The following is an 18,657-nucleotide window of genomic DNA, read 5'->3' as shown; positions in this document are numbered from 1 at the left end:
GGCGTGTAGTCCACGGCCTGGTGCTGGGTCGCCGCACTGATGGTCCAGCGCGGCGACGGGTCCCACACGCAGACGTCAGCGGCGGCGCCCACGGCCAAACGGCCGCGCTCCGGCCACAGGCCGAACGTGCGCGCCGGGCCCTCCGACAGCAGGCGGCAGAGCCCCTCGGGGCCGAGCTGGCCCTCGAAGGTCGTGGCCATCACGGCCGGGCGATGCTCGATGCCGGGGCCGCCGTTGGGGACCTTGGTGAAGTCGCCACCCTGGTCCGGCCGGCCGCGGTCCTTCTGGCCGCGCAGGTTGAACGAGCAGTGGTCCGTCGCGATGGAGTCCACCTCGCCGGCGAGAACCGCGCCGCGCAGGGCGCGCACGTCGGACGGCTTGCGCAGCGGCGGGCTCATCACGTACTTGGCGCCCGCGAAGCCGTCGTCACCGCCCTCGAGGTAGCGCGTGTCGTCCAGCGTGAGGTACTGCGGGCAGGTCTCCACGTAGATGCCCTTCTGGCCGCGCTCTCGGGCGGCGCGCACGGCGAGAAGGCCGAGCTCCGTGGACAGGTGCACCACGTTCACCTTGGCGCCTGCGATCTCAGCCAGGTAGAGCAGGCGGGAGACGGCGTCCGCCTCGGCCTCGGCCGGACGGGAGAGCGGATGCCCCTCCGGGCCCGTGATGCCGGCCGCAAGCACCTGGCGCTGCAGCTCGTTCACCACGTCGCCGTTCTCGCAGTGCACGCAGAGCACGGCGTCCAGGTCGCGCACGACCTCCAGGCAGCGGAGCGTCTCCGCGTCCGAGAGGCGCAGGTGGTCGTAGGCGAGGTAGGTCTTGAAGCTGCTCACGCCCGCCTCGCGCATGCGGCGCATCTGGGCGGGGCTGTCCTCGCCCCACTCGGCGATGGCCATGTGGAAGCCGTAGTTTGCCGTGCAGCCCGCGCCGCTCTCCGCGCGCCTGTGCCACTCGGCCAGCGCCTCGTCCATCGTCACGCCGCGGTCGGCCGTGGCATAGTCCACGATGCAGGTGGTGCCGCCGCAGGCTGCGGCGCGCGTGCCGGTCTCAAAGCTGTCGGCCGTCCAGTCCATGCCAGTCCAGCACTGCAGGTGGGTGTGCGCGTCGATGAAGCCGGGGAACACCCAGCAGCCGCTCACGTCCTCGACCTCGTCGCCGGGCGCGGGCTCGATGTGAGCCGCCAGGCCCACGATCTTGTCGCCCTCCAGCGCGAGGTCGCCGCGGCGCAGGCCCTCCGGCGTGACCAGCGTGCCGTTTGCCAGAATCCTCCTCATCGGCCCTCCTTCCTCGTGAGACAAAGGGGACAGGTTCTTTTGTCTCATTATTATTGAAATGAGACAAAAGAACCTGTCCCCTTTGTCTCACATTCCAGGCGCGCGAGGTCCTCGGGCGTGTCCACGTCGGCGAGCTCCCACTCGTCGGCGGCCTCTACCAGGCGCACGCGGTCCATGAGCTCGGCGTGGCCGTCGAGAAGGACGCGCCCTCCCGTGTCGCCCTCCAGCCTTGCCAGCGCGTCGAGCGTGTCGTTTGGCCAGAGCACCGGGTTCGCCGCCCTGCCCCGCCACGCCAGGCGCACGATCGCCGTGGGCTCGTGCGTGAGCGCCGCGACCATCGAGCGCACGCTCTTCTCGCCAAGGAGCGGCTGGTCGCCGGTCACGAAGAGGCAGCCGGCGCGATGCCCCAGCGCCTCCAGGCCCGCGCGCATCGTGTCGCTCTTGAGCGGGCCCGCCGCTCGCACGCAGCGCACTCCGAGCCGCCGGCACAACTCCTCGACCGCGTCCCAGCGCGTGACCACCACGACGTCCAGGAGGTCCGCCGGCAGCGCGGCGAGCGTGCGCTCGAGCACCGGCACGCCGGCCAGCGGAGCCACGAGCTTCTCGCCCGGCGCGCCGCCGAAGCGCGCGCCCTCGCCGGACGCCATGACCACGCAGCCCAGGCGCGGCACGTCGGCAAAGCCCGAGAAGCACGTCTCGTAGGACGCTGAGAGCGCCCAGCGGCTCGTGCGCTCGAACGCGCGGTAGCGCTCGATGAGCTCGCGCGCCTCGGCCGTGAGCTGGGACCCGCCTCCCCCGGATCCGCCCACGGTCCGCTCGGTGAGCGCAAAGCCGAAGGCGCGCTCCGCGTCGCGCACGAGGCGCGTGGCCTTGGTGTAGGCCATGCCCATCTCGATGGCCGCGGCGCGCAGGCTGCCCAGCTCGCCCACGCGCTCCAGCAGGTCGACGGGGCCGGGCCCGAAGACCCGGTGCCCGTCGTCACCCAGAAGATATGCCCTGAGGTCAGGCCTCATGCCCGCGCTTCACCGTCCTTCTCGCCGCGCCGTCGTTCTTCTCGCCGCGTCGTCTCTCGCCGCGCCGGCGTTCTTCTCGCTCATTTTCGCGCAGAATCCGCAATGCGCGAACATCTCAACTGCGGCTATACGATATTGAAGCGGATTCTCGCGATAATCGCGCACGGGCGAGAAGAACCCGAGCTCAGCGACCCTACCCACGTACGATGGTACCCGTCTTCCCGGCGATGCCGTCGGCCGCGCGCTCGAGGAGCGTAATCAGCGACGAGCGGCCGGGCCCGGACTGCGCAAAGGCGAGCGCGGCCTGGACCTTCGGCAGCATCGAGCCGGGCGCGAACTGGCCCTCCTCGATGTAGCGCGCGGCTGTCTCGGGCGTGAGCTCGTCGAGCCACTGCTGGTCGGGCTTGCCAAAGTTCACGGCGACCTTCTCCACGGCCGTGAGGATCACCAGGAAGTCGGCGTCAAGCTGCTCGGCCAGGCGCGCCGCCGCGAAGTCCTTGTCGATGACCGCCGCCGCGCCCTTGAGGTGGTTGCCCTCGGTCTTGAACACCGGGATGCCGCCACCGCCGCAGGCCACGACCACGTGGTTGGTCTCCACGAGCGAGCGAATGGTGTCCAGCTCGACGATGCCCACCGGCCGCGGCGAGGCCACCACGCGGCGGTACCCGCGCCCGGCGTCCTCCACCACCTCGTAGCCGCGCTCGGCGATCATGCGGTCGGCCTCCTCGCGCGTCATGAAGGCGCCGATCGGCTTGGTGGGGTTGGCGAAGGCCGGGTCCTCCGGGTCCACCTCCACCTGAGTGAGCACGGTGGCCGCGCCCACGTCGATCCCGCGGTCGAGCATCTCCTCGCGCAGCGCGTTCTGCAGGTCGTAGCCGATGTAGCCCTGGCTCATGGCCACGCACACGGAGAGCGGGCACGGGATGTACTTCTCGGGGTCGGAGCGCGTGAGCTGCGTCATGGCCTCCTGGATCATGCCCACCTGCGGGCCGTTGCCGTGGGCCACCACGACTTCGTTCCCCTGCTCGATGAGGTCCACGATCGCGCGCGCCGTGTGCTTGACCGCCTCCATCTGCTCGGGCAGGTTGTTGCCCAGGGCGTTGCCACCGAGGGCGATGACGATTCTCTTACCCATGGTTCCTCTCCTGAATAGAAAAGTTGCCTAAAAGGGGCCTGTCCCCTTTTAGGCAACTCTGGGGAATCGAGCGATTAGGCCTGGTTCCAGCGGGGCTTGCCGGCGGCCTCGAGCGCCGCGAGCGTGGCCACGGGGTCCTTGACCTTCTGGAGGAAGATCATGGCCGCGATGGCGTACGGCTTGTAGCTGGCCTCCTTGTACATGCCCACGCGGTGCATGTCAAAGACGTCGGCCATGACCTCGCCGTGCTCGCAGGAGACGCCGGAGATGTCGGCGGGCAGCGGGTGCATGTAGATGGTCTCGTCGCCGTGAGCGGTCTTGGCCATGAGCTCGCGCGTGGAGCACCAGTCCATGTGGGTGGCGTTCTGGGCGAGGAGCTCCTTCTCCAGGGCCTTGATGCCGGCGTCGTCGCCCTCGGCGTAGAGGTTGGTGCGCTTCTCCATGGCGGCATAGGGCGCCCAGCTCTTGGGGATGACGATGTCAGCGCCCTCGAAGGCCTCGGCCATGGTGTTCACCTGCTTGAAGGTGCAGCCGGACTCGGCGGCGTAGGCCTTGGCGGCCTCCACGCGGTCGCCCATGAGGTCGTAGCCCTCGGGGTGGGCCAGCGTGACGTCCATGCCAAAGCGCGGCAGCAGCGAGATGAGCGACTGCGGGCAGGAGAGCGGCTTGCCGTAGCTCGGGGAGTACGCCCAGGTCACGGCCACCTTCTTGCCGCGGAGGTTCTCCAGGCCGCCAAACTCCTCGATGAGATAGAGCATGTCGGCGGAGGACTGGGTCGGGTGGTCGGAGTCGGACTGCAGGGAGATGAGCGTGGGACGGTGGTCGAGCACGCCGTCCTTGTAGGCCTCGTCGACGGACTCGGCGACCTCGGCCATGTAGGCGTCGCCCTTGCCGATGTACATGTCGTCGCGGATGCCGATGACGTCGGCCATGAAGGAGATCATCGTGGCGGTCTCGCGGACGGTCTCGCCGTGGGCGATCTGGGACTTGCCCTCGTCGAGGTCCTGGAGCTGGAGGCCGAGCAGGTTCGTGGCCTTGGAGAACGAGAAGCGCGTGCGCGTGGAGTTGTCGCGGAAGAGCGAGACGGCGAGGCCAGAGTCAAAGATGCGCGAGGAGATGTTGCGCTCGCGGAGGTTGCGCAGGGCCGCGGCCACGGCGTAGAGCGCGCGCAGCTCGTCGGTGGTCTTGTCCCAGGTGTGCAGGAAGTCGGCGTTGTACATGCCGGAGAAGTCGTAGCCCTTGAGCTCGTCGAGAAGCGCGGAGAAGCCCTTGGCCATGTTCGTTTCCTTTCTTCGTGAGACAAAGGGGACAGGTTCTTTTGTCTCATCCTCTGTCAGTCTTACGGGCGAATGTGGCGGCCGTGGGGCAGATGAGACAAAAGAACCTGTCCCCTTTGTCTCACGGCCGCCGAGTGCCTACTTGATGTCGTTGTCGGTGGCGCCGGCGCGGAAGACGGTGACGTCGCCGGTCTTCTTGGACGGGTCGTAGAGGTTGAGCGCGGCGGTGTAGAGCGCGGCGCAGGTCACGAGGTCCTGCTTGTAGGTAACCTCGTTGGGCGCGTGCGCCTGGCTCTCGGCGCCGGGGCCAAAGCCCACGCACGGAATGCCATAGCGGCCCTGAATGGACACGCAGTTGGTCGAGAAGGTCCACTTGTCCGTGAGCGGACGGCCGGCGCGCTTGTCCATGGACGGCTCGCAGCCGATACGCTCGTCGCCGTACAGCGCGTGGTGCGCGTCAACGAGGGCCTGGACGTGAGCGGCGCTCTCGGCGTTGATCCACGTGGGGAAGTAGGCCTCGGTCTCGTATACGGTGCCCTTCCAGCTCGGGCGGTCGTACATGTACATGGAGACCTTGACGTCGTCACCGTACTTCTTGACGGACGGCAGGTCGCGAATCTCCTGAAGGCAGGAGTCCCAGGTCTCGCCGGCGGTCATGCGGCGGTCGATGGAGATCGCGCAGCTGTCGGCCACGGCGCAGCGGCTGGGCGAGGTGTAGAAGATCTGCGACACGGTGCAGGTGCCGCGGCCGAGGAACCGCGCGTCCTCGAAGTGCTCGGGGTTGTACTTGGGGTCGAGCATCTTGACGAGGCCCTTGATGGCGGTTGACTCGTCGCAGCCGTTGTTGTTGAGGGCGCGGACGTCGGCGATGATGTCGGCCATCTTGTAGATGGCGTTGTCGCCGCGGTCGGGCGCGGAACCGTGGCAGGAGACGCCGTGCACGTCAACGCGAATCTCCATGCGGCCGCGGTGGCCACGGTAGATGCCGCCGTCGGTGGGCTCGGTGGAGATCACGAACTCGATCTTCTCGCGCGCGTCCTCGGGACCGTCAAAGTACTTGTTGACGATGTACTGCCAGCACATGCCGTCGCAGTCCTCCTCCTGGACGGAGCCGACGACCATAATCTTGTAGCCCTCGGGGATGAGGCCCAGGTCCTTCATCATCTTGGCGGCGTAGGTGGCAGACGCCATGCCGCCCTCCTGGTCGGAGCCGCCGCGGCCGTAGATGAGCTCGTCGGTCTCGTAGCCCTCGTAGGGGTCGGCCTCCCAGTTGTCGCGGTTGCCGATGCCCACGGTGTCGATGTGGGAGTCGATGGCGATGATCTTGTCGCCCTCGCCCATCCAGCCGATGACGTTGCCCAGGCCGTCAACCTCGACCTTGTCAAAGCCGAGCTTCTCCATCTCGGCCTTGATGCAGGCCACGACCTCGCCCTCCTCGCAGGACTCGCTCGGGTGGGAGATCATGGCGCGGAGAAACGCGGTCATGTCCTTGCCGTACGCCTCCGCCGCGCTCTTGATCTGCTCGAAATCCAGTTCCTTGGCCATTTTGCTTACGTCCTTTCTGACGCCCTCGTTACCAGTCTTCTGCCGAGAAGAACGCGTTCTTCTCGCTCTCCCCTACTCGGCGGGGTACGCGCCGTCCCACACGACCTTGCGGTAGTTCACCGGGTCCGTGTCGCCCTCGGTCGAGAAGAGCAGCACGGAGCTCTCCGCGCTGAGCCCGATTGCCTCGCGGAGCTCGGCGTACTCGTCGGACTCCATGAGGGTCGTGATCAGGCCCGCTCCCACGGCGCCGGACTCGCCGGAGATGACGCGCGGGTCGCCCTTCCTGGGGGCGCCGAGCACGCGCATGCCCTTGGCGGCCACCCAGTTGGGGCAACTCACGAACACGGACACGTGGTTGCGCAGGATGTCCCAGCCCAGCGTGTTGGGCTCGCCGCAGGCCAGGCCCGCCATGATCGTGGGCATGTCGCCGTCCACGATGCGCGGGTCGCCGTCGCCGGCGAGGGCGCCCTTGTAGAGGCAGGCTGCGGTGTCGGCCTCCATCACCACGAAGGTGGGCGGGTTGTCGGGGAAGAGGTTGGTGAAGTAGCCCACCACGCCGCCGGCCAGGCTGCCGACGCCGGCCTGCACGAAGACGTGCGTCGGGCGCTCCACGCCGGCCGCCGCGTACTGCTCAGCCGCCTCGGAGGCCATGGTGCCGTAGCCCTCCATGATCCAGGACGGGATCTCCTCGTAGCCGTCCCAGGCGGTGTCCTGGACGATGACGCCGTTCTCGCAGGCCTCGGCCTCGGCGGCGGCCATGCGGACGCACTCGTCGTAGTTGACGTCCTCGATCGTGACCTCGGCGCCCTCGGCGGCGATGTTGTCAAAGCGGCTCTTCACGCTGCCCTTGGGCATGTGCACGACGGCCTTCTGGCCCAGCTTGTTGGCGGCCCAGGCCACGCCGCGGCCGTGGTTGCCGTCCGTGGCGGTGAAGAACGTGGCCTGGCCGAAGTCGCGCGCGAGCTCGTCGCTCGTGAGGTAGTCGTAGGTCATCTCGGAGACCGGGCGGCCGATCTTGCCCGCGATGTAGTTGGCCATGGCGAAGGAGCCGCCGAGCACCTTGAAGGCGTTGAGGCCAAAGCGGTAGGACTCGTCCTTCACGGCCAGGTTCTTGAGGCCGAGCTCGCCCGCCAGCACGTCGAGCTTGGCGAGCGGGGTGACGTCGTACTGCGGGAAGCTCTTGTGGAAGCTGCGCGCCGCCTCCACGTTCTCGAGGGACATGATGCCGAGGTGGCGGTCGTCGCTCTTAGGCATCTTGTTGGCGACCCACTTGATCTTCTCGCTCAACGCTTCCTCCTTGTGCTCTGGCGCTTGCCGTGCTTGCCAACTTTTTGTTTGCTTACCAAACTAAAAGTTTGTTAGCCCATATATTCCCACTTTTCAAGCGTGTTTCAAGAGGAAATTTTGCGATGTCGCAGACGGTACGTTTGCGGCTGCGAACGGCATGCCGAGAAGGACCACTCCACGACCATCACACGACTTTGCGCGCCCTCTCGTCTACACTCGTACGCGTTGTGTGAGAGAGCGCCAAACCGCTAGGGAGCCTGTCATGTCCACCCGCTCGATCGCCCGCTGCGGCGTCCTCGTTGCGCTCCTTGCCGCGAGCGCGTGGATCACCGTGCCGCTGGGGCCGGTCCCGTTTACCATGCAGACCTTTGTGCTGGCGCTTTTGCCCCAGGTCCTGGGCACGCGCGACGCATTATTCACCGTTGTAATCTACCTGCTGCTGGGTACGGTGGGCGTGCCGGTGTTCTCCGGCTTTCAGGGCGGGCTCGGCGTGCTCATGGGCCCCACGGGCGGATACCTCCTGGGCTTTGCGGCAGGCATGCCCGTGGCGGGCTTCGTTGCCCATGCGGACATGCTGCCGAGAAGGGCTCGCGGTGTGGCTGCCGGCATCGCGCTGCTGGCGGTGAGCTATGTGCTGGGGACGTTCCAGCTCATGAACGTCTACGGGATCGACGCGCCCGCGGCGCTGGCCGTGGCGGTGGCGCCGTTCGTGGTGCCTGACGTGGTGAAGGTTGTGGCGAGTGTGGGTGTGGCAGAGCGAATCAACCGCGTGCTGGGAGCGACGGCAGAGCGATAGCCGTATGCCCTACACGAACAGCTCGTCCAGCGCCACGAGCACACCGTCCTCGTCATTGGAGGGCACACGCGGTCGGCCGCGGCCTTCACGTCGTCGGGGGTGTCGTCCATCGCGTAGTCGATGCCGCATAAGCACAGCATCTCCACGTCGTTACCGCCGTCACCGAAGGCAACGCACTGCTCCGGGGAGATCCCCCAGCGCTCGGCCAGACGCGCCAGGCCCGAGGCCTTATGGCAGCCGGGCGTGATGAGGTCGATGGCACCATGTCCGCTCGTCGGGCACGCTGGCCGCAAACTTGAGGATCTGGTCGCCCGTGGTCTTGAAGTCGTCCACCCAGCTCAGGCGGCGGCAGTAGCGTTTCATCTCGGTGAAGAACTCGCGGTCACCGCGCCGCACTCGCAGTAGGCGCCCTCCATGCCTCAGAGCACGTTCCAGACCTCGTCGGCGTAGTCGCGACACAGTTTGACGACCGCGGAGACCGTCTCCTCCGGCATCGTGCGCACGTAGGCGAGCTCGCCGCGGTCCATGACGTAGGCTCCGTTCTCGGCGACGAAGCACAGCTCGTCCTCGTGCCCGGGGAAGTGGTCGCGCAGCTGCCAGTACTGGTTGCCGCTCGCCACCACAAAGTTGCAGCCCGCCTCTTGCATGCGCGCCAGGAGGCACTCGAAGCACGGGACGTCGTAGGTGTAGTTGGAGCGAATGAACGTGCCGTCGATGTCGACGGCCACAAGCTTGATGTCCGGCGTCATGGCGAGAAGAACCTCCCTGTGGGCGAGAAGAACGCGGGGTCGGGGGCTAGTCTAACAGGGGGCGAGGATGGGATTTGTTGCGTTGTTCTGCCGGGGGGGGGGATGATTGCTGTTGGGACAGACACCGACTTACTTTCCGCCATCCAAAAACATGCTGCACCTCATCTGCCGAGTTCCCCATGGATGCCAAGGCCATCCGATATGGCAATCGACAGTAGCTGTCCATGGATGTGGCGAGGCTCTTGCACGAAGGGGTTATGGCTTTAGTTGTTGGCCGCATCCCCGCCGTCTCGTAGAATACTCACTACCGATTTAGCCGAACAACCAGCCAAACAATGAGGGTCTATCACCGTCATCACTCTTTTGCTGGGCGGCTTGTTCAAGGGCCGGTAGCGCGTCGACTAGATTGCCTTGCAAGGGAACCTTGCCGTCCGTTGTTTGAAAAAGGTGATAGACCAAGTCCTTAGAGCCGGTCTGATAAATCAGGCCCGTTCCTTCGGCTAACATGAAACGCTGTATCCACTCCGTATGTGAATCATTCACTCTCCGCCCGCTGCAGTACAGCCTCTTGAACTCTCCGACTGGCATCTCCCTATCCCCGAGCATAAAGTACGTACACCCCATTGCTGCCATGGCGCGATCAATCCCAAGGGCGTTACAGAGATTGACGACCCTCTGAGCTTTCTGCTGCCAAGCACGATAATCTGTCAGCCACTTCTCAAACTGGGCGTCTTTCCTGCCGCCCATACGGTAGAGCTTATCCGCCTTGTCAACGAAGTCATCGCGATACGGCAGGCACCAGCCAGGTCGTCGCGCAACGAAGTCTAGGCTAAGCTTCCACGAGCGGTAATCATCGGGATAATCGAAAGTTGCAGACAAAGCTGCATTCTCAGCCTTATGAGCCATGCCCGCCTGAAAGTACTTCTCGCACTTTGCCCTGAGTGCCTCAATCGGGTCTGCCTCCTGTGCAGTGGACGCCTGGCCCTTCAGAGCTTTCCCTGTCACGTAGGCCTTACCGCAGTAGGGACAGATCCCCGCGTCAGTTTGAGGGTCGACGGGTATCGACATGCTGCACAACGGACATTTTCCTTCTACCATCGCTGTCCCAATCAAGTAGCGCGACCAAGCGGTTCCTGAACGCATTTCCGATACGAACTCCTAGGGTAATTGTAGCCCAGCAGGGCTGGTGCGCCTCGTGTAGGCCGCCCAGATCCTTGCTTGACCAACATCAGTCCGGGCCGTCTTTGGAATGCAGGCAACTGCCGTTTCGAGTGCCGTCCGTTCGAACTCCCGCCGCGCGGCGACAACGCTCTTCTCGACATCCTTCGCTGTGATGGCTCGAATTCCATACCGGCACGGACCTGCGCAGCACGCCAGACGTTGTAGCCCACTAGCTGAATGAGATAAGCGTATCCCGCAGTCGAGTCAGCGGCCATTGCGAGTGCGCCCTCGTCAATCCGGACGCCGTTCTTCTCGAACGTTGCCCAGAGCGCTGTCTTGACCTCGTCTACTGGAATGGTGTCCAGCTCTTCCGGGTACGCACGCCTCAAGAACGTAGGCCCGTCCTCCCCCAGCAGATTCATCACTCCCGCAGTCAGCCCAGCAAAGACAAAGGCGATGTTGCGACGCTCCCGGATAAGATGCTGAATCGCTACGGCAATCTCGCGAACGTCCCCAACGCAGGCGTCCTGAATCTCCTCAATCGTCACGAGCAGGCCTTTGCCCTTCTCGGTCATATTGCCGGCGACGCGCTCCAAGGCTTCATAGATGTCCTCGGGTCTGTGAGGCTCGTCCTTCTGGGCCTTCGCCTTTACGACCATGAGATCAAGCTCTACCGAGTAGTCAACGCTGTCCGTCTTCTCGAGGCAACGACGAATCAATTGGGGAAGGTGCTCCGCCGCCGTCACGTCCACAACGCGCCAGCCGCGCTGCCGGGCTATATCGCCCAGCTCAGTGAGAAGAACGGTCTTGCCCGAGCCCCTTGGGCCGGTAATGCGCATGAGCCTGCCGGGAGCGCCGACGCCCTCTTCCAGTCCAATCTCAAAGTCATCGAGAACCGCATCACGACCTGCTAAGACTGGGGACTCCGCACCCGCGGTCGGCTTGAACGGGTTGACCTTCCTCATGGCGACTCCTCGCGTCGAGGGCTCCGTTTTCGTTTTTTTATCCGTTTTCGTTTTTTATTATTTCTCGTTTTTGTATTTGAGATGAGAGGCAATCAGGAGCAGCCGGATTCCCGTCGGACGAGATAGACTTTCACTTCTCCCCCCTGCCGGGACGGACTCGTTTGCCCATGAGCCAGCTTGTGCTGTCCTAAAACATCGCAGAGGAACCTACCCTACCCTCACATACCGCTGGAACTTGCTCCTCGGGACGTCCGGCATAGTGAGCGCGAGCTTTCCCGCACGCACCAGCGGTAGGATGCGCGTGCGTCGAGCGGTCTCAACCTGAATCCCGAGCTCCTCCGCGATCTCCTCCCTGGACCGGGGCTCGCGACAGAACTCGAGGATTCGCTCCTCGTCGGCAACGACCCCATCGTTCTTCTCGGCACTCCCGCCATAGAGCGTGCATATGAACGTGCCCCTGCGCTCCGCGAACTCCGGCTCCCTGAGCCCCGCGGCGCGCATCGCATCGCGCATCGCGGGAATCCCCGAGTGCCGGTTCTCCACGTCATGCGTTATCTCGAGCAGGGAGATGAGCGTGGGGTTTCTCGTTGGGAGGCTCTCCCGGCCCAAAGCCTCCACGCTGTTTCCGCCGAAGATGCCGCCGGGATTGACGCACTCGATCCGGTTGGAGTACACAACCAGACGGACAGGAGTGCCTATCGCATAGGGGCCATAGTCCCTATGGACAAGGGCGTTCGCAATCATCTCCCTCACGGCGACCTCCGGGTACTCCGGGACGTTGTCGCGCTTGAGGCCCCTCACGACGGACGAGACACGAACATTGCGAGCAACGAATGCCCACGCGTCCTCCAGCATCTGTGGGATGGTACCCTCGATGGTCCGGTTATCCAGGAAGCGCTGGCCCTCCTCGCCGGTGCCCATATGCTCCCCCGCCACGGCGACCGCGGTGATGCAGCAGTTTCGGTAGAGCCTCTGGGGGTAATCGCCAAGCGTCATCATTCCCGCAAGCGTCGGGGCGTCATCGCGCAGGACCCCCGTGAGGCGGAGCACATCATCGTCGCTGCGACCCTCGAGGCGGGGACGATCCCTTCGGGCGTCGAGGATGTATCGGGCCGTGGAGTCGGCGTCGAACATGTCACGCGTGGCGTCGGGATGTACCGAGACATCGTCGGAGACACCCTTCTTGAAAGCGTCAATCTCGTACAGCTCGGCGTCGGTCATGCGCTCGTCAGCATCGCCAACGCGCACGTAGGACCCCTTGAGCATGCCCGACGTGCGCCGGTACGCAGGACGCTCCCCCATCATGAGACCGCGAATGTGAGCGACGACAATCGTCTTGCCGTCCAGCTCGCCAGTCTGAATGAACGGATGGATCTGCGGCTCCATCTCGCGACACTGTTCGACGACGCTCTTCTGCAGCGCCTGGGCGTCGTAAACACCGCACAGCTCAAAGCCATTCGCCTCGTCGATTCCAAAGACGATGGCGCCACCCTCTTCCTGGTTCGAGAACGAGGAGAGCGTGTCATATATACGCGGAGCGCCCTGTGCGGCAGCCTTCACCTCAATGGTCTGCGTCTCACAACGCATAGAGAGGACGTTTTGGATTAGCTGGTTAAGGGACTCCGGCATAGTGACCACCGCCAAGGTTGGTTATTTCTCGGTACCGTAAATATACCGTAAAACCGTATCTCTATACCGTTCTTTTACCTTCGATACCGTAATTTGGCTAAAAATACCGTTAACTATACCGAAAAATCTCGCTCAATACCGAAAAAGGCTGTCACACCTCGGTCCCTCGACGCAAGCAGCGCCTTGCGATTCCCAGCCAGAAGCCCCCCATAACCGAAATCGTGGTTTTATCCGCTTTCGTTATTTTATTTTTTCTCGTTTTTTTATTCGAGAAAAGCGGCTCACTGGGCGCGACCGAAAAGCGCCCGCCCTCAACACAAAACGGGCCCAAAAGCAACTCCCTGGCCCGTGAAGCCCAGCGCTACCGTGCGACTACCAATCATGAAAGTCGTCCACCAGCGACCACGTACCGGCCAGGAAGTCGACGGGCTCGGTCGTCTCCTCTATCCGCACGCCGATTCGCTCGAGGAAGCCCCGGTACTGCTCGTCCACGCCAAAGAACGGGTCCGTGTCCGCGCCGCTCGGGATCCCCTTCTCCAGGAGGGCGAGGCACAGCTCGCGCTCGTCCTCCCATCGCTTACCGCGCCGCCACACGTCATGGATGCGCGCGTCAGGACTCGGGAGGATCCAGACCGTCCTGTCCTTCCGGTTGTGGAACCCAGCGCACTCCGCGATGTCGACGACGTCGATGCGGACGATTCCGCGGCCGTCCCCGTTCTTCTCCTTGTCCGGCATGAACGAGGTATGGAACAGGCGCCCGCCGGCAGCGAACACGTCGCTCTTGACCGGATGCAGGTAATGGTGGCGCGCGACAAGAACCGACACGACCACTAGCACGGCAAACACGACGAACACGGAGCCGCCGATCGCGGCGAGCCACGTGACGTCCTGATTCCCGAACTCGCCATGCAAGACGCCGTCGACGAGCGTCACGATGACGATGGCGAAGACGATGAGGAAGACCAGGGCGAAGGCGGCCACCCCGAGCGCCGTGCTGTCGTGCGCGTAGGAGCGCCCGAACGTCTGGGCGGCCCTTGCCGCGGCCTTCTCGCCGTCGGTCGGCTCGACGATCTGCGCCAGACGCTGCCTCGACCGCTCTTGTCCCCTACTCATCTCCATAGCCTTTCCGAACGCGCCTACTCTCCCACCAGCGCAAGAAAGCCGTCCACTGAGAGCGCCGCCACAGGAGCGTGACGCAGGAGCGCCTCGTCGCTGGTCACGAGATAGTCGGCCTTCGCACGCTGGGCTGCCGCCAGCACCATGCAGTCCTCGAAGTCCGCGTGGATGCGCTGGTACTTTCGCGCGAGCCAGACATCTGAGGAATCGGCGCCCACGGCCGTCGCGATCTCGTCCATGTTGGTGACGCAAGCCGCGGCGTACGCGGCTATGGCGCGGGCCTGGCCCTCGGAGAGCGCCGTACCCGCTGTCCGTGCCTGACGCTTGAGCGAGGCGCCCACGAGGTAGAACACGTCCTTCGACGTGCCAACCGCGTAGAGCAGATCAATCCCCTTGCGCACGCAGACGTCGATCAGCTCGCTTGCCTCGCGGGAGCGCGGACGTGCCCCGTCGAACGCGTCGAGCCAGACGTTGGTATCGAGAAGAACGCGCGAAGGCTGTGACATCTACGCCTCCCTGTCCAGGCGCTCGTCATACCAGTCCTCGCGGAGGTCGTCCCAGGATGGGATGTCCGCCCCGTCGCTTCCGGGGATGCCGAGCTCGTGGGCCGTCTGTGCGTACAGGGAACGCAGGCTGGTAATCGCGGATGCCTTCCGAGCCGACTCGTCAGAGAGCGCAGAAGCCGCACCGGGCTCGATGACCTTGCGCACGGACGCGGCGTCATCCTGGTGGTCCACCACAAACTGCCAGAGCCCGCGCACCGCCGCGGACGGCGAGTAGCCAAGCCGTGCGAGCACGGCGTCCCCGGCCTCCTTGAGAGTCGCGTCTATGCGCGTGTTCATCTGCATCTGACGCGCCAACGGCGCTGCGGTTGTCCCTGGCATGTTCATCACCTCACATTTGTATAGCAGTATAGCAGAGGCCTAGCACACGATGACCTTTGCTCAGAAAAGTTGACTCAAAACTTTTGACTCAACTTTTCTGAGCAAAACAAAACAACCGAGCAAACACACGCATGTCGAAAAAAACAAGCACGTCTCTCAGAATAGGCACGCCTCAATGATGTCCTTGCCCCGCAGCTTGTTTAGCCACTCGGCAGGGATCCCCTCGACGCCGTAGACGATGCCCGCGAGTGCGCCGGCGACGGCGGCCGTGGTGTCCGTGTCGTCCCCGAGGTTCACCGCGGCGAGCGCGCACTCGGCGTAGCTCGTCGTGTTGGCCAGGCACCAGAGCGCCGCGTCGAAGGTGTGGCGCACGAAGCCGCCGGAGCGGATGTCGTCCACGGGACGCGCGGCGACGTCACCCGCCACGTCCGCCGGGCTCGCGCCAGCGGCGAGGTCCCGCGCGATATGCACCATGGCGACGCACGCCTCCGTGGACGTAGGGTGCGCGTGCGTGATCGCGGAGACGGCGCGCACCTCGTCGTCGGTGGCGTCGGTGAACGCGATCGGGACCGTGCGCATGAGCGAGCCGTTGCCGTTGTCCCACTCCCCCGCAAGGCCGTGCCCGCGCTCGAGCGCCTCGCGCGTGGCGTTGCCGATGTCGAAGAGCCCGTCGACCGTGTAGGCGCCCTCGCGATACCACCGCACGAAGCGCTCGCGGATGTCATCGACGTCAATGCGTCCCAGCTCGCGGTAGCTGTCGCAAATCGCGAGCGCCATCGATGTGTCGTCGCTCCACGTGCCCGCCGGCTGATTGTGGCTCCCGTGGCCAACCATATCCATGCAGCGGAACGAGCCCCGCGGACGGAACTCGTACGGCACGCCCAGGGCATCGGCCACCGCCTGGCCGTAGACGCAGTCGCGAAGTGTTGGCATGGTTGCCCCTCTCAAAACGGCACCTCAAACAATACGTCAAACGAGACAACTCACCCGCGCAGCTCCGCTTCAATCTCCTCGATGGTAAGAAGCGAGCCACGAAGTTCCTCCGGCATCAGCTTGGAGAGCTCGTACTCGGATATGCCGATCGGCTGGCTGGAGCCCTCCACCGCGTACTGTGCCAGCACATTGCCTTTGCCTTTGCAGATAAGAAGCCCGACCGTTGGCTGATCAATCTCGCTCTTCAGGATGTGGTTGACCGCCACGACGTAGGTCCCGAGCTGCCCCACGTACTCCGGCCTGAAGTCGGTGGCCTTAACCTCAATGACCACATAGCATTGAAGTGCGGCGTGGTAGAAAAGAAGGTCGATCCACTGTTCCGTCTTCCCCACCACCAGACGGTACTCCCGACCGAGGAGAGCGAAGCCCATTCCCAGCTCCATCAGGAACTGGGAGATATTGGTCATCAGGGCATCCTTGAGCTCACGCTCGTCGTAGTCGTCGCGAATGGCGAGAAAGTCGAACTGATAGGGGTCGCGTGTGATCTCCCGAGCGAGGTCGCCCTGCGGGGCGGGAAGCGCACTCGTAAAGTTGTTTACCGCCTTGCCCTGACGCTCATAGAGACCGCTGTCCAGATGGTTGAGCAATACGGCGCGTGACCAGCCGTTCTCCACGGTCTTGCGGATGTAGAACTCCGCTTTCTCGCGGTCGCCATGACACTTATCAATGATTGTTCTGATATGGCCCCATGGGATTGAGAACAGCCCCTCGCTGGGCGGCAATTCTGCCACAACTTGTGACAGAATTGCCGAGCCCACAGGAAACAGCTCGTAGAAACGCTTCATGTACCTAAGATTGCGTGGCGAGAAGCCCTTGGCATCCGGAATCTCCTTCTTAAGATCCCTGCTCAGCGTCTCGAAGAATCCCGAGCCCCACCGACTCTCGACATGCAACTCGGCAATGTCTTTTCCCAGCCGCCAGTAGAACAGCAGCATCTCGCGGTTTACCGAAACCGCAGCCTTAATCTGGTTGCATAATTGCATCATTTTCAAAGCAATTAAGTTAAAGATGACTATCAAAGCAATTCGCTGACGTAGTGTTCTACGCCATGTCAGCCGTTTTTAAAACGCCATCTATACCTCACTGTATTCGGCCGCAAGATAAAGTCGATCCAGCAAACTGTTTTCAACACATCTGATATGACGGACATAATGCCGGCACTACACCTCGTGCCTCGTCTTCATGGAGTTAAGCAGTTTCGCGCCGAGCTCCAGCGTCCAAATAATGGAGTCGAAAGAGTATTTATCAATATCTCCGTGTGCGGCCCCGTTAAGCGGTGGTATCAAGTCTCGAAGGAGCGAATACTCGTCTGTATTAATTAAATTGGTATTGTACAGAAGACTGGCAAGCTTGCCCAATCCATACCTGTTGAACTGAACATTGTTCTTTTCAGCAATTGCTCGTAGCGTTTTTTCAAGCTCTATACGTAGTGTAACTAGGGCAAGATTTGGATCGCTCTGGACAATATCATCCAATGATCCATCAGTCCTCTGAGCCGTCAGATTGTCCGCTTCAGCTGTCTCAAGATTTAAATTCTGTATATTTTCCTGCATTTTTTCATGTGTTTCCCTATCAATTAACTCAACTTTTCCGATACCGCTAATCTCCAAAGCCTTTATATAGGGAATTAACCACGGTATAAAGGCTATAATTATTAGAACGATGAATGTACTGTCAATGCTGGCCTTAGGGAAAACTACATGAAGAACAGCTAGGGCGACAAACAGAGCAGAGAGAATAACGCTTAGTGCAATCTTCAGCTTCTTCATATTAGTCATGAAACCCCGATTCCCGTCCCATTCATAAGCACCTGTATAGAGTATCAATTATCAGTCCTGAAAGGGTAATCGACTACGGAGCGTCAGGACCTTGAAATCACGCTCGGGCAGCCGCTCGGCGTGAGTGCAGGTGACGCTAGCGTCCCACACGTCTAGTTCTTATAGCTCCTTGGAGATTACCAGATAGTCCTGGTCAAAACCGCCCTTGAGATGCGCCTTCTTCTCCGCAAAGGGCGCGTCGGAGAGTTCAGAGTTGCACGCCGTGAGCGTGAGGTTGCCCAGCGTGTTGATGGACTCTTCATAGACGCGCTCGCGGTCATCCCCGAGCATCTCGCGCCACTCCGCACTGTTGAGCGCATTCTGCGGCATGATGTGCTCGATGGAGAAGCTGCCGCCTGAGAAGTCCAGCGGGTCCTTCGCGTGCCAGCTGTTCTCGAGCGTGGTGAGCAGGTAGAAGCCGCGCTTGAATGCGTAGCAGTCGCGCGTCCTGAGCGCCCGCTCGAACTCCGCGTCGCTCGGCATGCGTCGAGCCGTCCCCTCCTCTCCCAGGAGAATCGCCTCGTAGGCCTCGCGAACGTTGCCGCCGTCGTCCCGCACCGCGTTCAGCCGTGCGATTACGGACGAGAAGAACTTGTTCAGGCTGTTCGTCGCGACGTCACACACAGAGCGACGGAAGAGGTAGCTCTCCGTGGTCCTCAGCATGGAAGCGAAGTCATCATGCGAGAGGGAATCGCCAACATAGTCCTCGAAGAAGGACATGAGTAGCGGATTCACGACGGAGACGTCGAGAGCGTGGATGCGGGCGAGAAGAACGCGAAGCTCCTTGCTCAATCAAGGGCCGCCCCTTCTATGTTTAGGACCATAATCTCCTTGGCTTTGCACCCAGCGTGCATCAGGTTACGCCCGGAGTTCAGGCACCCTGTAAACAATAGCTCATGCTTAATCGTTAAGGGCATTATCGACTGATGTCACAAAACATTATGCTTCATGCCGCACAGCGGCCATTGCGGCAGCTCCTCAAGTAAAATGTCAAATCTAAGATCTATGAAGCAGCGTGT

At 62.9% G+C, this 18,657-nt stretch carries 19 protein-coding genes and 1 pseudogene; 1 reads left to right on the top strand and 19 read right to left on the bottom strand.

Features of this window, described 5'->3' with window-relative positions; all coding sequences use genetic code 11:
• The 6 genes from hydA to dpaL form a co-directional block, all read right to left on the bottom strand.
• On the bottom strand, positions 1–1,271 hold a 1,271-nt coding region (gene hydA, locus ACULPM_RS03430), incomplete at its 3' end, for a dihydropyrimidinase (protein ID WP_445332315.1).
• 50 nt (positions 1,272–1,321) lie between these two features.
• A complete protein-coding gene (locus ACULPM_RS03425; protein WP_445331079.1) occupies positions 1,322–2,284 on the bottom strand; it encodes an NTP transferase domain-containing protein in 963 nt (320 codons plus the stop codon).
• 193 nt (positions 2,285–2,477) lie between these two features.
• On the bottom strand, positions 2,478–3,419 hold the full coding sequence (gene arcC, locus ACULPM_RS03420; RefSeq protein ID WP_445331080.1) for a carbamate kinase: 942 nt from the start codon (positions 3,417–3,419) through the stop codon (positions 2,478–2,480).
• Between the two features lie 74 nt (positions 3,420–3,493).
• A complete protein-coding gene (ygeW, locus tag ACULPM_RS03415; protein ID WP_445331081.1) occupies positions 3,494–4,696 on the bottom strand; it encodes a knotted carbamoyltransferase YgeW in 1,203 nt (400 codons plus the stop codon).
• 138 nt (positions 4,697–4,834) lie between these two features.
• The gene (locus tag ACULPM_RS03410; RefSeq protein WP_445331082.1) at positions 4,835–6,241 is read right to left on the bottom strand and encodes a YgeY family selenium metabolism-linked hydrolase; all 1,407 of its coding nucleotides are present in this window, start codon (positions 6,239–6,241) and stop codon (positions 4,835–4,837) included.
• 72 nt (positions 6,242–6,313) lie between these two features.
• The gene (dpaL, locus tag ACULPM_RS03405; RefSeq protein ID WP_445331083.1) at positions 6,314–7,528 is read right to left on the bottom strand and encodes a diaminopropionate ammonia-lyase; all 1,215 of its coding nucleotides are present in this window, start codon (positions 7,526–7,528) and stop codon (positions 6,314–6,316) included.
• 262 nt (positions 7,529–7,790) lie between these two features.
• On the opposite strand from dpaL, the gene ACULPM_RS03400 reads away from it, so the two are divergent.
• The gene (locus tag ACULPM_RS03400; RefSeq protein WP_445331084.1) at positions 7,791–8,324 is read left to right on the top strand and encodes a biotin transporter BioY; all 534 of its coding nucleotides are present in this window, start codon (positions 7,791–7,793) and stop codon (positions 8,322–8,324) included.
• Positions 8,325–8,443: 119 nt separating this feature from the next.
• On the opposite strand, the pseudogene ACULPM_RS03395 reads toward ACULPM_RS03400, so the two are convergent.
• The 13 genes and pseudogenes from ACULPM_RS03395 to ACULPM_RS03335 form a co-directional block, all read right to left on the bottom strand.
• Positions 8,444–8,617, bottom strand: a pseudogene (locus ACULPM_RS03395) (HAD hydrolase family protein); the annotation flags it as partial.
• Entirely contained in the window at positions 8,553–8,720 is a 168-nt protein-coding gene (locus ACULPM_RS03390; protein WP_445331152.1) for a hypothetical protein, read from the bottom strand. The pseudogene ACULPM_RS03395 and the gene ACULPM_RS03390, both read right to left, overlap by 65 nt.
• Before the next feature lie 23 nt (positions 8,721–8,743).
• Positions 8,744–9,073 (bottom strand): HAD hydrolase family protein, encoded by a 330-nt coding sequence (locus ACULPM_RS03385; RefSeq protein ID WP_445331085.1) that lies wholly within the window; start codon positions 9,071–9,073, stop codon positions 8,744–8,746.
• Positions 9,074–9,385: 312 nt separating this feature from the next.
• The gene (locus tag ACULPM_RS03380; protein WP_445332314.1) at positions 9,386–10,150 is read right to left on the bottom strand and encodes a hypothetical protein; all 765 of its coding nucleotides are present in this window, start codon (positions 10,148–10,150) and stop codon (positions 9,386–9,388) included.
• A gap of 32 nt (positions 10,151–10,182) precedes the next feature.
• Positions 10,183–11,199 carry an ATP-binding protein gene (locus ACULPM_RS03375; protein WP_445331087.1) on the bottom strand — a complete coding sequence of 339 codons (1,017 nt, stop codon included), beginning with the start codon at positions 11,197–11,199 and terminating at the stop codon, positions 10,183–10,185.
• A 207-nt stretch (positions 11,200–11,406) separates the two neighbouring features.
• A complete protein-coding gene (locus tag ACULPM_RS03370; protein ID WP_445331088.1) occupies positions 11,407–12,828 on the bottom strand; it encodes an ATP-binding protein in 1,422 nt (473 codons plus the stop codon).
• A gap of 372 nt (positions 12,829–13,200) precedes the next feature.
• On the bottom strand, positions 13,201–13,941 hold the full coding sequence (locus ACULPM_RS03365; RefSeq protein ID WP_445331089.1) for a hypothetical protein: 741 nt from the start codon (positions 13,939–13,941) through the stop codon (positions 13,201–13,203).
• Positions 13,942–13,964: 23 nt separating this feature from the next.
• Positions 13,965–14,450 carry a type II toxin-antitoxin system VapC family toxin gene (locus tag ACULPM_RS03360; RefSeq protein ID WP_445331090.1) on the bottom strand — a complete coding sequence of 162 codons (486 nt, stop codon included), beginning with the start codon at positions 14,448–14,450 and terminating at the stop codon, positions 13,965–13,967.
• Entirely contained in the window at positions 14,451–14,828 is a 378-nt protein-coding gene (locus ACULPM_RS03355; RefSeq protein ID WP_445331091.1) for a hypothetical protein, read from the bottom strand.
• Positions 14,829–14,984: 156 nt separating this feature from the next.
• Complete coding sequence (locus ACULPM_RS03350) at positions 14,985–15,761, bottom strand: ADP-ribosylglycohydrolase family protein (protein WP_445331092.1); 777 nt, start codon at positions 15,759–15,761, stop codon at positions 14,985–14,987.
• Positions 15,762–15,811: 50 nt separating this feature from the next.
• Positions 15,812–16,840, bottom strand: coding sequence for a PDDEXK nuclease domain-containing protein (locus ACULPM_RS03345; protein ID WP_445331093.1), 1,029 nt, complete (start codon positions 16,838–16,840; stop codon positions 15,812–15,814).
• Positions 16,841–16,981: 141 nt separating this feature from the next.
• Positions 16,982–17,590: a hypothetical protein gene (locus tag ACULPM_RS03340; RefSeq protein WP_445331094.1), complete on the bottom strand. Its 609-nt coding sequence runs from the start codon at positions 17,588–17,590 to the stop codon at positions 16,982–16,984.
• Between the two features lie 168 nt (positions 17,591–17,758).
• The gene (locus ACULPM_RS03335; protein WP_445331095.1) at positions 17,759–18,430 is read right to left on the bottom strand and encodes an HNH endonuclease family protein; all 672 of its coding nucleotides are present in this window, start codon (positions 18,428–18,430) and stop codon (positions 17,759–17,761) included.
• Positions 18,431–18,657 lie beyond the last annotated feature (227 nt).

It is taken from the genome of Thermophilibacter sp. ZX-H3, from assembly GCF_052599055.1.
The sequence above is the reverse complement of the archived record's forward strand: the minus strand, read 5'-3'. Positions and strand labels throughout refer to the sequence as shown.